General features: G+C 69.1%; 10 protein-coding genes. 5 read left to right on the top strand and 5 right to left on the bottom strand.

The genetic code is table 11. The features are described from left to right. Window positions 1-22: 22 nt before the first annotated feature. From fxsT to ACFQ6S_RS17305, 4 genes are all read right to left on the bottom strand, one after another. Window positions 23-4,045 (bottom strand): FxSxx-COOH system tetratricopeptide repeat protein, encoded by a 4,023-nt coding sequence (gene fxsT / locus ACFQ6S_RS17320; protein WP_383409714.1) that lies wholly within the window; start codon window positions 4,043-4,045, stop codon window positions 23-25. Beyond that, window positions 4,038-5,288 (bottom strand): TIR-like protein FxsC, encoded by a 1,251-nt coding sequence (locus ACFQ6S_RS17315; protein ID WP_383409711.1) that lies wholly within the window; start codon window positions 5,286-5,288, stop codon window positions 4,038-4,040. Before ACFQ6S_RS17315 ends, fxsT begins: the two co-directional genes overlap by 8 nt. After that, a complete protein-coding gene (locus tag ACFQ6S_RS17310; RefSeq protein ID WP_383409708.1) occupies window positions 5,285-5,944 on the bottom strand; it encodes a TIR-like protein FxsC in 660 nt (219 codons plus the stop codon). Before ACFQ6S_RS17310 ends, ACFQ6S_RS17315 begins: the two co-directional genes overlap by 4 nt. Window positions 5,945-6,199: 255 nt before the next feature. Next, window positions 6,200-7,228, bottom strand: a complete 1,029-nt coding sequence (locus tag ACFQ6S_RS17305; RefSeq protein WP_383409705.1) for an MBL fold metallo-hydrolase — start codon at window positions 7,226-7,228, stop codon at window positions 6,200-6,202. A 200-nt stretch (window positions 7,229-7,428) separates the two neighbouring features. Here ACFQ6S_RS17305 and ACFQ6S_RS17300 point away from each other — a divergent pair, with 200 nt between their 5' ends. After that, the gene (locus ACFQ6S_RS17300; protein ID WP_383409702.1) at window positions 7,429-8,886 is read left to right on the top strand and encodes an aldehyde dehydrogenase; all 1,458 of its coding nucleotides are present in this window, start codon (window positions 7,429-7,431) and stop codon (window positions 8,884-8,886) included. A 3-nt stretch (window positions 8,887-8,889) separates the two neighbouring features. Then, entirely contained in the window at window positions 8,890-9,123 is a 234-nt protein-coding gene (locus ACFQ6S_RS17295; RefSeq protein ID WP_093745839.1) for a ferredoxin, read from the top strand. 335 nt (window positions 9,124-9,458) lie between these two features. Here ACFQ6S_RS17295 and ACFQ6S_RS17290 read toward each other — a convergent pair whose 3' ends face one another. Beyond that, window positions 9,459-10,094 (bottom strand): TetR family transcriptional regulator, encoded by a 636-nt coding sequence (locus ACFQ6S_RS17290; RefSeq protein WP_383409698.1) that lies wholly within the window; start codon window positions 10,092-10,094, stop codon window positions 9,459-9,461. A gap of 209 nt (window positions 10,095-10,303) precedes the next feature. Between ACFQ6S_RS17290 and ACFQ6S_RS17285 the strand changes: the two genes are divergently transcribed. The 3 genes from ACFQ6S_RS17285 (at window position 10,304) to ACFQ6S_RS17275 (ending at window position 13,714) form a co-directional block, all read left to right on the top strand. Continuing rightward, window positions 10,304-11,815, top strand: coding sequence for a glycosyltransferase family 4 protein (locus ACFQ6S_RS17285; RefSeq protein WP_383409695.1), 1,512 nt, complete (start codon window positions 10,304-10,306; stop codon window positions 11,813-11,815). 73 nt (window positions 11,816-11,888) lie between these two features. Continuing rightward, the gene (locus tag ACFQ6S_RS17280; protein ID WP_383409692.1) at window positions 11,889-12,638 is read left to right on the top strand and encodes a methyltransferase domain-containing protein; all 750 of its coding nucleotides are present in this window, start codon (window positions 11,889-11,891) and stop codon (window positions 12,636-12,638) included. Further along, window positions 12,635-13,714, top strand: a complete 1,080-nt coding sequence (locus tag ACFQ6S_RS17275; protein WP_383409688.1) for a prenyltransferase — start codon at window positions 12,635-12,637, stop codon at window positions 13,712-13,714. The genes ACFQ6S_RS17280 and ACFQ6S_RS17275 overlap by 4 nt, the downstream gene beginning before the upstream one ends. Window positions 13,715-13,716 lie beyond the last annotated feature (2 nt).

Genomic DNA, 13,716 nt, shown 5'->3' with positions numbered 1-13,716 from the left:
GCCGTGCTCGCGGGAGTGCGGATCACTGCTGGCCAAGGATGGGGTAGGGGTCGAACTCCCAGCCAGAGCGGCACCACTCGCGCAGGGCCAGAGGGCGGGGATGGTCGGCCCCGAGCCGGGCGGTGAGCGCGCCCAGCACGTGCTCGCGCAGCCGTTCGGCGGCCTCGGTCTCTCCCAGTTCGTTCAGGACCACGGCGAGGTTGGCCGCGCAGACCAATGGGGCGGGGTGCTGGTCGTCGTTGAGGACATCGCGGAGCCGGTCCAGTACCTCCTCGTACGTGGCGCGGGCTTGCTGCCGCTGCCCCAGTGCGGCCTTGGCATTGGCCAGGTTCACCCGGCACATCAGGGTGAACGGGTGGTCGTCGTCGAAGATCTCCGCGAAGGCCCTTGCCGCCTGCTCGGCGTGGGCCAGGGAGGAGGCCGTCTCATCGGCCGCATGGAGAAGCACGGCCAGGTTTGCGTAACAGGCCACCGTGTAGGGGTGCTTGTCGTGGAAGAGCCGACGGCAGTCGTCCAGGACCTGGCGGGCCAGGTCGCATGCTTCCTCGGTACGGCCCTGCGCGCCCAGAGCCCCGGCAAGTCCCAGGTCGAGCATCAGTCGGTTGGGGGAGGCCGAGAGCTCCTCGGCGGGCAGTTTGGACAGCACCGCCCGCGTCAACGCCTCCGCTTCCTGCGCCCGGCCGAGCTGGCGCAGGGCGCCCGCCAGCGCCGTGCCCGCGTGGATGGTGATCGGAGAGGAAGGGCCGAACTCTTTGTTCGCCAGGCAGTGATCGTAGGTGCGCCGCAACAGGAGTTCGGATCCGGCGTAGTCGCCGCAGTCGAGCAGGTCGCGGGCGTAGCTGATCGTCGTTTCCCGGGTGTAGGGGTGTTCCGTGCCCAGGATCTTGTTCAGGGTTTCCAGCGTCTTGCGGTCCAGCCGCAGGGCGTCCGTGTACTGCCCCAAGCCCCGCAGGCATACAGCGAGATTGTTGGCCGCAGTGAGGCTGCGAGGATGGTCCTCGCCGAACAGCTCGAGAAACTGCTCGTGGTTGAGCCGGTCGCGTTCCAGTGCTTCGCTGTAGCGGCCCAGGCCACGCAGGTCGGCTGCCACACCGCCGGACGTCATGAGGATGTGGAGGTCGTGCGGGCTGTCCAGAGCCGCTTCCTGGCGGCGCAACACGTCCTCGTCCAGGTCCAGGGCCTCCTGGTACCGGCCTTGGGCGCGAAGGATGTTGGCGATCTGGAATCCCATGTGCAGCACCCAGCGTTCGTCGGGCCCGCTGTGTTCGAGCCAGCCCTGATGAACTCGCGTGCCCAGTTCATACGCCTGCTTCAGCTCGCCGCGACGGCGCAACTGGCGCACCCGGTCCACGATCAGCTTGCGGATGCCGTAGTCGGGTGCCGTGAGGGCCCACGGGGTGCCCAGGTGCGGCCAGATGATGCGGTAGCGCACCCAGGTGTGGTGGTCCTCGGGGTCGTCCTGTTCGGGACGGGCGGCCACCAGGGTGCGGAACACGACGTCCCGGGTGGCTTCCTGCTCCTCCTCCGTCATGTTCAGGCGCACCGACATCTGTACCAGACGGTGCACGCGGAGGCTGCGCGACTTGCGGTCCAACGCGGCGAGCGAGAGCCGACTCAGCTCTTGGAGCGCCCGCGCGATCATCTCCGTACTGTCGAAGGCGCGCGGGTGGAACTCCCTGTTGGCCGGGCTGCCCTGACTGGCCAGCGACTGTGCGATCTGCGTGCTCTGCAGAAGATCCAGGGAGATGGGTTCAGGACTGAACCAGGCCGCCAGTTTGAGCAGATGCACCGCCGGCGGAAAGTTCCTGTTGAGCTGCCTGATGGCCACGCTCCAGGTCTTGGAGACGTCGAGCAGCCGGTCATCGGGGCTCAGGCCGACAGTGTCGGCGGCGGGCTGGTGCTGGAGGAGCCTGACGTATTCATGGGTCTGCAGGCCGCTTTCCTTGAGCACGGCGGCCGCGTGTTCGACGGCCAGAGGCAGATCACCGAGAGCGGAAGCCACCTCGTCGGCCTCCTCGGTGCTGCACTCGGTGAGCCTGCGCTTGAGGTGGGCCACGCTCTCCGCGCGCTCGAACACACCGACATCGACGATCTCCGCGTACCGCTCCCAGCCCTCGGAGCGCTGGCCGGTGATCAGGACGTGGCCGGCCTTGCTGCTGACCAGCAGGTCGGACAGATCGTTCACGTGCTCGACGTTGTCGAGGATGAGCAACCAGCGGCTGTAGGGGCGGCCCAGACGCAGAGCATCCTTGACGCCGGCCGCCGTCGTCGTCGGGTTCTTGCGCTCGGCGACCTTCAAGTGGCTTGCCAGCCCCGCGTATTGCTCCACCGCGAGGTTGCGCTGATCGGCCTGGATGTGCCATACGACGTCGTAGTCGCCCTTGAAGCGGTGAGCGAACTCCAGGGCCAGCATCGTCTTGCCCACCCCACCCATGCCGCGCATCAGCACCGTGCCGTTGCCGGCCCGCAGCCTCTCGCGCAGAAACTCCAGTAGTTTCTCGCGTCCGGTGAAGGACGGGTTGCGGATCGGTACCGACAGCACCGCGGGCTCGGCTCCGGGGAAGCGAGGACCGCCATCGCTTGCTGCAGCCGGGGTGAACAGCGGCTGCGTCGGGGCCTCAACGGCATTCAGCAGCGCTTGCCTGGCAGCCTCCTCATCGGCGCCACAACGAGCCAGATCCGCGGCGGTCCGCTCGGAGAACGGCGGGCTCAGTCGTACGTCGTCCACGCGGACGGTGACCAGGCTGCGCCGGTTGCCCAGATCATCGACGGTGTCGGCCGCCTCCCACACCGGGCGCGTCTCCTGGGACTTCCGGTAAGAGTGGGACAGGACCGCGATGGTCCGGGTGGGTGACTCGACCGTATGCGTGTCGACGGTGCGTGCTGGCGCCGCGGTTGTGCCGTTGGGCAGCAGATGTACTTGAAAGCCCACGGACTTGAGGGTGAACTCGATCCAGTCGGCCCAAGTACGATCTTCGGACACGAAGCTGACGTGGACGTTGGTGTTCTCCAGCGGTCTGGGCCGCTTGTAGAGGGCGAGGACCCGCTTGCGCTCGGTGTCGTCCAAACGGGGCAGCGTGGTGACCTCTCCCTCGGAGATGACATCCGTGAGCCGCTCGCACGCGGCGAGCAGTGAGGTGGGGCTGCCGGGGGCATCCCGGAAGGGGGCCAGCAGTTCTTCGTAGGCGTAGAAGGGCCGGTAGGGGATCTCGACCTTGCCCCAGTACTCCTGGGCGTCCAGAGCGCAGTGGCGGCGCACGATGTCGGCGAACTTCGCCCGCATCTGCTCCCGCGCCGCCTCCAGCCGGTCGGCCTCGCCGTTCGCGTCCTCCACGCGCATGGGGACCGGAATGATGCGGATTCCCCGATGGCCGTAGAGACTGTCGATCTTCTGGGCCACGGCCTGTGCGCCGTCCATTCCCTGGCTGCTGGGAGTGAAGGCCACGACCAAGACGTCCGGCAGCAGCACGGTGCACACGTCGGAGACATCGCTCAGGCCGGTGCGGCTGTCGATCAGGACGTAGTCGTAGTTCTGGGTGAGTTCGTGCTTGAGGGCCTCGACGAAGACCGGTCCGTGCCAGGTGTGGTCGAGGAAGTGCAGCCAGTCGAACTGCGAGTACGCCGACAGGTACTCCTTGTTCTGCGTCCCGGGCGACACATAGTCGAGCCGGCCGCCGCCGGGAAACTCCCAGTCGATCGGGATCACGCAGTGGTTGAAGCGGGCCTGTGTGGCCACCCAAGTCGCTTCGGCGGTCTCCCACTCGTCCTGTGTATGGCTCTCCGGCTGCCGGCGCTGCTCCAGCACGGTCTGGTTGAAGTGCAGGAAGAGGTCGATGATGCCTTGCGCGGTCCGTAACCGGTCGCGGTCCAGGAAGGGATGCAGAAAGCGGTCGAGGCCGGGCGCGTCCAGGTCCCAGTCGACGACCAGTACCCGCTTTCCCGCCGACGCCAGGATCCATGCCGTGTTGGCGAGGGACATGGTGCGGCCGATGCCGCCCTTGTACGAGTAGAAGGTGACGATCTTCCCATTGGGCTGGTCAGTCACTGGTTGGCCTCCGAACCCCGTGACTCCGCGCCGAAGACGGGCGCGCGGCAACATCCTGGATGGAATCGAGGTACCGCAAATAGCAACTCTTCACCAACTCCGCGAAGAGCCAGGCGAAAGCATCGGCCGTCCGGATGCCTCGTGCGGCGGTACCGCGAGCAGTGTGGGACACCCCGCGCCGATGCCGGTGCCGGGACAACGTCTTCTCCAGCAGCGACCGCAGCCGTACCTCGTCGCGCAGGGTCTGTGGGTCGTCCTCGGCCAGCACTGCCAGCACCGCCAGCCAGGGCCGGTTGGCCTGGAAGATGTGCCGCACCTCCTCCGCGATCCTGAGATCGCCCAGTACCCACGCGTCGACCACGAGCACCGACGGGGCGATGGGCCGGACGGGTTCTTGCGCGGAGCAGTCGTGGGCGTTGCCCTCGCAGGCCTTTTCGAAGGTAACCAGCTCCGGCTCGAAACCGAGATTGCGGGCGAGGGCGAAAGCCTGCTGGGTGAGCGTTCCAGGTGCCGTGCGGTAGGGGCGCCAGGACTCGGTGTCCGCTCCGTAGGAAGCGGCCTCACGCCCAGGCGGGAGCCGGCTGATGGTCGGCGCGAGAACCGTGATCCGCAGGGTCGGCTTTGACGGTTGGGGTGCGAACGCGTCCTCCAGACCTCGCCGATCGGTCAGCTTCTCGATGCTGACCGGCCGCGCCGGCGAGTCCGCCCACGACCGCGCGATGCGCTGGGCCAGTCGCCCCAGGGCCTCGCGGTAGACGCGCTGGTCGTCCTCCTCCATTTCCATGAGCTGGTAGAGACCGGACTCGGCGTAGCGGTCCTGTGCGTACTGATCCCCGTCCCCGTCCTCGCGCGGCAGATGGGCAGGGATATCCAGGGCGGCCATCGGGAGTGTGGTGCCCTGGCTGGCCGGGATCCACAGGACGGGGACCATGGCCCGGCCGTAGTCCGGGCCGATGCGTCGCTTGAAAGCGGACCATTGGCGGCCGCAGAGCGGGTCGGTGAAGTACCGGGGAGCGTACAGAGGGACGAAGACACGGCAGGCCGCCAACGCCGAGAGCCAGCTGTAGGACGGCGTGTCCGGGTGGTCCACATAACCCGCATTCACCGCAGCCACGTCGGTCAGTCGGGCCACCTGCTCGCTCAGCTCATTGAAGAAGGAGAAGACGGGCCGGTCGGCGTCGGACCCTTGAGCTCCTGGCGTGCGGGCGTAGCTGAGGAAGAAGACCGGAGCCGAGTCCGTCATGAGCCCCCCTGAGTACCTGGCGCGAACACGTTGCGCAGATCGTCGAACAGCTTGACGTCGCAGGATTTGAGCCGGGACGCAGCGGCGACGTCGACGATCCGCTCGGCGATCCGCCACACGGTCCGCCGGTAGTCGCGCCACTTCCCCGCCTCCATCAGGCCCAGCAGCCCCATGCTCCGGTAGTCATCTCCGAGGTCGAGGCTGTGGTACTGGAAGGGCTGGACGACCTCGGGCAGCAGAATCCGGCCGGGAGATGTCCACAGCACCGGGACGATCGCGCTGACTGTGTACCGCTCGGAGCGGTGATGCTCGGCCTGCCGTCGAATGAAGCCGTCGAACTCGATCCCGCACCAGTGGCTGGCGAAGTAGCGCGGCGAATACACCGGCAGGAAGACCCGACAGGTCGCCAGTGCCTCCTTCAGATGCTTCTCCAACGCGCCGCCCAGGGGCATGCGCTTGTCGAGGAAGCCGATCGGAGTCGTCCCGTCGTGGGTGGTCAATTGCAGGACGAACTGGCACAGCAGATTGTGAAACTCCTCCTGCCGTTCGCCCGGCGCGCGCAGGCCGGGGGCGAGGCCGGGCAGCTGCGCGTAGCTGTGGAAGAAGTACAGATCCTGGCTGTCAGTCGGGTGGCGGGCTAATCGGGATTCGGTCACCTGCGCTGCCCCCTCCAGCCGTACGGCGTTCCTTGACCCATTCCACAGCCAAGTCCACCGAATGAGCTATAGGGAGAAGCCGGGCAATTCCAGTACCGGCAGTTGGGGCAGCCGGTATTCGCTGAGGTGGAAGGGGGGCGCACGACGAGAAGCGCACACCCAGCAGAGGATGGGCGATCAAGCTGAACGAGGTGTGGCAGCGCCGAGGTCTCCGGTCAGCGGCCTTGCGGGCAGGCTGCCGCCGAACCCTCCGTCTCACACCGCCACATAAGCCACCGGCTCACCCCCCGCCACCGCCTCCGCCCTCCCCGACTTCACCAGTCGCCGCAGATGCGCCTCCGCCTCGGCTATCGCGATGTTCCTGGAGCTGTACGGGATCTGGTCCCAGGGGCGGTTCCACTCCATGTGTTCGGCGAGTTGCCAGGGGGTGAGGGGGGTGGCGAGGAGGGTGAGGAGGTCGGTGAGGCGGGACTCGTGGTGGGTGAGCAGCTGGCGGACGCGGGCCGGGGCGTCGGTGAATGTGTGCTGGTGGGCCGGGAGGACCTCGGCGGGGGCGAGGCGGGCGACGCGTTCGAGGGAGGCCAGGTAGTCGCCGAGGGGGTCGGTGACGGTGGTGTCGTCGGGGTCCTCGTACAGGCCGATGTGGGGGGTGATCTCGGGGAGGAGGTGGTCGCCGGAGAACAGGCGTCCGTGGCCCGGGAGTTGGGACGGGTGGTCCTCCTCCAGGTGGAGGCAGACGTGGCCCGGTGTGTGGCCCGGCGTCCAGATCGCGCGCAGGCGGCGGCCGGGGAGGTCGAGGAGTTCGCCGGGGACTATGTCGCGGTCGGGGGCGGCCGGGGTGAAGCCGGGCAGGGTGCCGGGGCGGCGGGCCGTGCGCAGGGGGGCCACATGGGGCTCGGGGGCGCCGGCCGCCGTGAGTTTGGCCGCCATGTAGGAGAACCAGCGGTCGGGGCGGGTCGTGCGGGTGCGCCGTACGATCGCCGCGTCCGCCGCGTGCATCGCGATCCAGGCGCCGGAGGCCTCGCGCACCCTGCCCGACAGGCCGTGGTGGTCGGGGTGGTGGTGGGTGATCACCACGCCGTGGATCTCGGCCGGTGCGGTGCCGCAGGCCGCGAGGCCCTCGGCGAGGGTGTTCCAGGAGGTCGGGTCGTCCCAGCCGGTGTCGACGAGCACCGGGCCCCGGTCGGTGTCGACGACGTACACCAGCGTGTGGCCGAGGGGGTTGTCGGGGATGGGCACCTGGATGGACTTCACTCCGCCGCCGTGGTCGTAGATCTGCGCCATGGGCTCCCCAATCGCCGCGACACGTTCCGGCCGACCGGGCCACTATAACTAGAACAGGTTCCGATGGGAGCCCGAGTCATCTACGTGCGGTCCGTGGACTACTCCGGACGGAACTGGTATCAGTGCGGTAGATCTGATGGATCGTCAGAGTCGCATCGTCGATACATCGTCAGAGTCACGCTCCGGGGAGGCAGTCGGCCATGACCGAGCTCGTGGAACACGGACAGCTGTTCATCGGCGGGGAGTTGACCGATCCCCTGGGCAAGGACGTCATCGAGGTGATCTCGCCGCACACCGAAGAGGTGATCGGACGTGTGCCGCACGCCTCGCCGGCCGATGTCGACCGGGCGGTCGCGGTGGCGCGGAAGGCGTTCGACGAGGGGCCCTGGCCGCGGATGAGCCTCGAGGAGCGGATCGAGGTCGTCTCGCGCGTCAAGGACTCGATCGCCGTACGGCACGAGGAGATCGCCCGCGTGATCTCCTCCGAGAACGGCTCCCCGTACTCCTGGAGCGTCCTCGCGCAGGCCCTCGGCGCGATGATGGTGTGGGACGCGGCGATCACGGTCGCGCGGAACTTCACGTACGAGGAGACGCGCGACGGCGTCCTCGGCAAGATCCTGGTGCGGCGCGAGCCGGTCGGGGTCGTGGCGGCCGTCGTCCCCTGGAACGTCCCGCAGTTCGTCGCCGCCGCCAAGCTCGCGCCCGCGCTGCTCACCGGCTGCACGGTGATCCTCAAGCCCTCGCCCGAGTCGCCGCTGGACGCCTATCTCCTCGCCGAGATCGCGAAGGACGCCGGGCTGCCGGAGGGCGTGCTGTCCATCCTTCCCGCGGACCGCGAGGTGAGCGAGTATCTCGTCGGGCACCCGTCGATCGACAAGGTCTCCTTCACCGGGTCGGTGGCGGCCGGCAAACGCGTCATGGAGGTCGCCGCCCGCAATCTCACCCGTGTGACGCTGGAATTGGGCGGCAAGTCGGCGGCCGTCGTCCTGCCGGACGCGGACGTCGAGGCGACCGTCGACGGGGTCGTGCCGGCGGCCTGGATGAACAACGGCCAGGCCTGCGTGGCCCAGACGCGCATCCTGCTCCCGCGCTCGCGCTACGACGAGTTCGCCGAGGCCTTCGCCGCGGCGGCCGGCGCCCTGGTGGTCGGCGACCCGCTGGACCCGGCGACCCAGGTCGGCCCGCTGGTGGCGCAGCGGCAGCAGCGCAGGAACCTCGACTACATCCGGATCGGGCAGGAGGAGGGCGCGAAGATCCTGACCGGTGGCGGGCGTCCGGCGGGGCAGGAGAAGGGCTGGTACGTCGAGCCGACCCTCTTCGGAGACGTCGACAACTCCATGCGGATCGCGCGCGAGGAGATCTTCGGGCCGGTGATCTGTCTCCTTCCCTACGGCGACGAGTCCGAGGCCGTGAAGATCGCGAACGACTCCGACTACGGCCTCAGCGGCAGCGTCTGGACGGCCGACACCGCGCGGGGCATCGAGGTCGCGCGGCAGGTCCGTACCGGCACCTACTCGGTGAACACCTTCAGCCTGGACATGCTGGGCCCGTTCGGCGGCTACAAGAACTCCGGTCTGGGGCGGGAGTTCGGGCCCGAGGGGTTCGGCGAGTATCTGGAGCACAAGATGATCCACCTCCCGGCCGGCTGGGAGGCGTAGGGGATGGGTGACCGCTGGCACGTCGAGGTCGACCGGTCGGTGTGCATCGGCTCGGCCCAGTGCGTCCACCACGCCCCCGACGGATTCCGCCTCGACACCGGCCGCCAGTCCCATCCGGCCGACCCGGAGACCGACGCGAACGAGCAGATCCTCGCGGCGGCCGAGAGCTGTCCCGTGGAGGCGATCGTGATCACGCTGCTGGGGAGTGGGGAGCCGGTGTTCCCGCCCGAGGAGTAGCCCGGCCGGACGGCCGACGCCGGGGAGTGGCGCCAGAACTCGGGCCAGAAACCGGGCCAGAGATTGCGCCAGAGATTGCGCCAGAAATTATCCCTTCGGAGGGTTCATTTCCGGGCATTCGTTCTATTCTGGAAGTTGGCCTACGAGGCGAGTGAGGGAGTCCGACCGGAGTAGCCGACTTTGGCGAGAGGCATGAGTAGGAGACGGCTTCCGCTGGGGCCGACGTCGACGGTCGGGCTGAGAGGCCGGATGGCCGTACGCGGCGTACGACCGGAAGGCGACCCCCAAACACCTGATCCGGACCATGCCGGCGAAGGGAACCCGTCTCGTAGGTCCTACTTGTGCCCTTCCGGCCCGTGCCCTTCCGGGTTCGTCAGGTCGATCAGGCGGCAGACCGTCTCGATGTCGATCTTCACCTGGGCGATCGAGGCACGGCCCGACAGCCAGGTGATCAGGGCCGAGTGCCAGGTGTGCTCGATGACGCGGACGGCGGAGAGCTGCTCGGGCGTCGGGTTCTCCAGGCCCATCGCGTCCAGGATGATCACCGTGGTCTGGCGGGAGACCTGGTCGACCTCGGGAGAGACGCTGCGGTCGGCGAAGGTCAGGGCGCGGACCATCGCGTCGGCCAGGTGCGGCTCGCGCTGCAGGGCACGGAAGGCCCGCATCAGGGTCTCCGCGACCCGCTGCGCCGCCGTCTCCCCCTGCGGCGGCTTCTTCCGCAGCGTGCCGTGCATGTGCTCCAGCTGGTCCTGCATCGTGGCGACCAGCAGATGCACCTTGGACGGGAAGTAGCGGTACAGCGTGCCGAGCGCCACCTGCGAGGACTCCGCGACCTCGCGCATCTGTACGGCGTCGAAGCCGCCCCGGCTGGCGAGCTGCGCGCTGGCGTGCAGGATGCGTCGGCGGCGGGCCTCCTGCCGCTCGGTGAGAGGCGGTGAGGAGGGGTTCGCGCTACTGACTTCCGCAGGCATGGATCCCGTCCGTGACAGTCGGTGAGGGTGAGTGACCGGACAGAGCATGCCAGGGTGTCGGCCGTGGCGTGAATCACCTGATCCATCGCTCACAGCGGCGCTACCTGCCGGTAGATTCAGAGCCTCTTGAACGATCAAGTCTGTAACTTGTTCTAGATTAGCGTCCCGGCGTAATCTCGCGGGACAGTGCAGGGAGAAGGGGGTCCGGAGTGACCGCTGGGGCCAGGGAGGCCGGGTCCCCCAAGGACCTTGCCGCCGACGGCGAGCGACCGCTCGACATCGCGCTTCTCACCTATAAAGGGAACCCGTTCTGCGGCGGACAGGGTGTCTACGTACGGCACCTCTCCCGCGAACTGGCCCGCCTCGGCCACCGGGTCGAGGTCATCGGCTCCCAGCCCTACCCCGTTCTCGACGAGGGCGCCGATTACGCGGAGCGCCTGACCCTCACCGAGCTCCCCAGCCTCGACCTCTACCGCCAGCCCGACCCCTTCCGTACCCCGGGGCGCGGCGAGTACCGCGACTGGGTCGACGCGCTCGAAGTGGGGACCATGTGGACCGGCGGGTTCCCCGAGCCGCTGACCTTCTCGCTGCGTGCCCGCCGCCTGCTGCGCGCCCGGCGCGGCGATTTCGACGTCGTGCACGACAACCAGACGCTGGGATACGGGCTGTTGGGCGACGTCGGCGCACCCCTCGTCACCACCATCCACCACCCCATCACCGTGGACCGCCAGTTGGAGCTGGACGCGGCGGACGGGTGGCGGCGCCGGATGTCGGTGCGGCGCTGGTACGCCTTCACACGCATGCAGAAGCGCGTGGCGCGCCGTCTGCCGTCCCTGCTCACCGTCTCCGGTACGTCGCGTCAGGAGATCGTCGACCATCTCGGCGTACGGCAGGACCGTATCCACGTCGTGCACATCGGCGCGGACACCGACCTGTTCTCGCCCGATCCCTCCGTACGGCAGGTCCCGGGCCGGATCGTCACGACCTCCAGCGCCGATGTCCCCCTCAAGGGCCTGGTCTTCCTCGTCGAGGCGCTCGCCAAGGTCCGCACCGAGCACCCCGACGCCCATCTCGTCGTCGTCGGCAAGCGGCCCGAGGAGGGGCCGGTCGCGCAGGCGATGGAACGTTACGGCCTCGAAGGCGCGGTCGAGTTCGTCAAGGGCATCTCCGACGCGGAGCTCGTCGACCTGGTCCGCTCGGCGCAGGTCGCGTGCGTGCCGTCGCTGTACGAGGGCTTCTCCCTGCCGGCCGCCGAGGCCATGGCCACCGGGACGCCGCTTCTCGCCACGACCGGCGGGGCGATTCCGGAGGTCGCCGGGCGGGACGGCGAGACATGTCTGGCGGTGCCGCCGGGCGACGCGGGGGCGCTGGCCGCCGGGCTGAGCCGACTGCTGGGCGATCCGGAGCTGCGGGTACGGCTCGGCTCCGCCGGACGTGAGCGGGTGCTGGAGCGTTTCACCTGGGCGCGCGCCGCGGAGGGCACGGTGGCCCGGTACCGCGAGGCCATCGCCCTCTCCGACGCGAGCGGGGCACCAGGCCGTTCCGCGACGGGCGTTCACCGCGCCGCGGCCCCGGTCCCCGCCCACTCCGCGGCCTCGGATGCCTCGGAGACCGCACCGGCAAGGCAGCCGGAGTCCGGCCGGCCCGGCGAGTCCGCCCGCGTGAACGGCGAAGCCCGCGTGAAGGGCGAGCCCGCCCGCGTGGCCGAGGCCGCCCAGTGACCGCCGCGCACACCCCCGTCGACCCCCGCCCCGCCAACCGCTCCGACCGCTCCGACCGCGAAAGCAGGCCTACGTGCTGACCGTCGACTTCTCCCGGTTCCCGCTGGCGCCGGGCGACCGTGTCCTGGACCTCGGCTGCGGTGCCGGCCGGCACGCGTTCGAGTGTTACCGGCGCGGTGCCCAGGTCGTCGCGCTGGACCAGAACGGTGAGGAGATCCGCGAGGTCGCCAAGTGGTTCGCGGCGATGAAGGAGGCCGGAGAGGCCCCCGAGGGCGCGACCGCGACGGCCATGGAGGGCGACGCGCTCGCCCTTCCCTTCCCCGACGAGTCCTTCGACGTCGTGATCATCTCCGAGGTCATGGAGCACATCCCGGACGACAAGGGCGTCCTCGCCGAGATGGTGCGGGTGCTCAAGCCCGGCGGCCGTATCGCCGTCACCGTCCCGCGCTACGGCCCCGAGAAGGTCTGCTGGGCGCTGTCCGACGCCTACCACGAGGTCGAGGGCGGCCACATCCGCATCTACAGGGCGGACGAACTGCTCGCGAAGATGCGCGGCGCCGGCCTCAAGCCGTACGGCACCCACCACGCGCACGCCCTGCACTCCCCGTACTGGTGGCTGAAGTGCGCGTTCGGCGTCGACAACGACAAGGCGCTGCCGGTGCGGGCGTACCACAAGCTGCTGGTCTGGGACATCATGAAGAAACCGCTGGCCACCCGGGTCGCCGAACAGGCGCTGAACCCGCTGATCGGCAAGAGCTTCGTGGCGTACGCGACCAAGCCCCACCTGCCCCACATCTCCGGAACCGAGGCGGCCGCCAAGTGACCACCCCCCGGACAGAACACCTCGTCCTGCCCGGGGTCCTCACCGCCGAGCAGGCCGCCGCGACCGTGGCCGGCATTCTCGCCGAACAGCGGGAGGACGGGGCGATCCCGTGGTTCCGTGGCCACCACCTCGACCCGTGGGACCACGTCGAGGCGGCCATGGCGCTGGACGCGGCCGGTGAGCACGCGGCCGCGGAGCGGGCGTACACCTGGCTGACGACACATCAGAACGAGGACGGCTCCTGGTACGCGGCCTACGCCGACGGGGCGTTCGACGACGTCACCGACTCCGGCCGCGAGACCAACTTCGTCGCCTACATAGCCGTGGGCGTCTGGCACCACTACCTCTCCACCGGCGACGACACCTTCCTGGACCGGATGTGGCCGTCCGTCTACGCGGCGATCGAGTTCGTCCTGAAGCTCCAGCAGCCGGGCGGACAGGTCGGCTGGCGGCGGGACGACGACGGCACGGCGACCAAGGACGCGCTGCTGACCGGCTCGTCCTCGATCCACCACGCGCTGCGCTGTGCGCTCGCCATCGCCGAGCAGCGGGAAGAGCCGCAGCCCGACTGGGAGTTGGCGGCCGGAGCACTGCGGCACGCGATCCGCCGGCACCCCGAGCGGTTCCTGGACAAGGACCGGTACTCGATGGACTGGTACTACCCGGTGCTGGGCGGGGCGTTGACCGGTGCCGAGGCCAAGGCCCGGATGGAGGAAGGCTGGGACCGGTTCGTCGTACCCGGGCTCGGGGTGCGGTGTGTCGTGCCGAACCCCTGGGTGACGGGTGGAGAATCGGCCGAACTCGCCCTCGCGCTGTGGGCGATGGGCGAGTCGGACCGAGCACTCGGGATCCTCCAGTCCATCCAGCATCTGCGGGACGCCGAGAGCGGGTTGTACTGGACGGGGTTCGTCTTCGATGACGACGCCGTCTGGCCGCGGGAACTCACGACCTGGACGGCCGGGTCCTTGCTGCTGGCCGTCGCGGCACTGGGTGGGCACGAGGCGACCTGTGCGGTGTTCGGTGGAGACCGGTTGCCGCTGGGGCTGGACCCGGACTGCTGCGCCTCAGCGGTGTAGGG

This window comes from Streptomyces sp. NPDC056479 (genome assembly GCF_042795335.1).
Lineage (GTDB): Bacteria > Actinomycetota > Actinomycetes > Streptomycetales > Streptomycetaceae > Streptomyces.
The sequence above is the reverse complement of the archived record's forward strand: the minus strand, read 5'-3'. Positions and strand labels throughout refer to the sequence as shown.

Excerpts from the sequence above, each read along its gene's own strand:
- ACFQ6S_RS17315 (WP_383409711.1), bottom strand. The coding sequence starts at position 5,288 with ATGACGGACTCGGCTCCGGTCTTCTTCCTCAGCTACGCCCGCACGCCA.
- ACFQ6S_RS17295 (WP_093745839.1), top strand. The coding sequence starts at position 8,890 with ATGGGTGACCGCTGGCACGTCGAGGTCGACCGGTCGGTGTGCATCGGC.
- ACFQ6S_RS17290 (WP_383409698.1), bottom strand. The coding sequence starts at position 10,094 with ATGCCTGCGGAAGTCAGTAGCGCGAACCCCTCCTCACCGCCTCTCACC.
- ACFQ6S_RS17305 (WP_383409705.1), bottom strand. The coding sequence starts at position 7,228 with ATGGCGCAGATCTACGACCACGGCGGCGGAGTGAAGTCCATCCAGGTG.
- ACFQ6S_RS17300 (WP_383409702.1), top strand. The coding sequence starts at position 7,429 with ATGACCGAGCTCGTGGAACACGGACAGCTGTTCATCGGCGGGGAGTTG.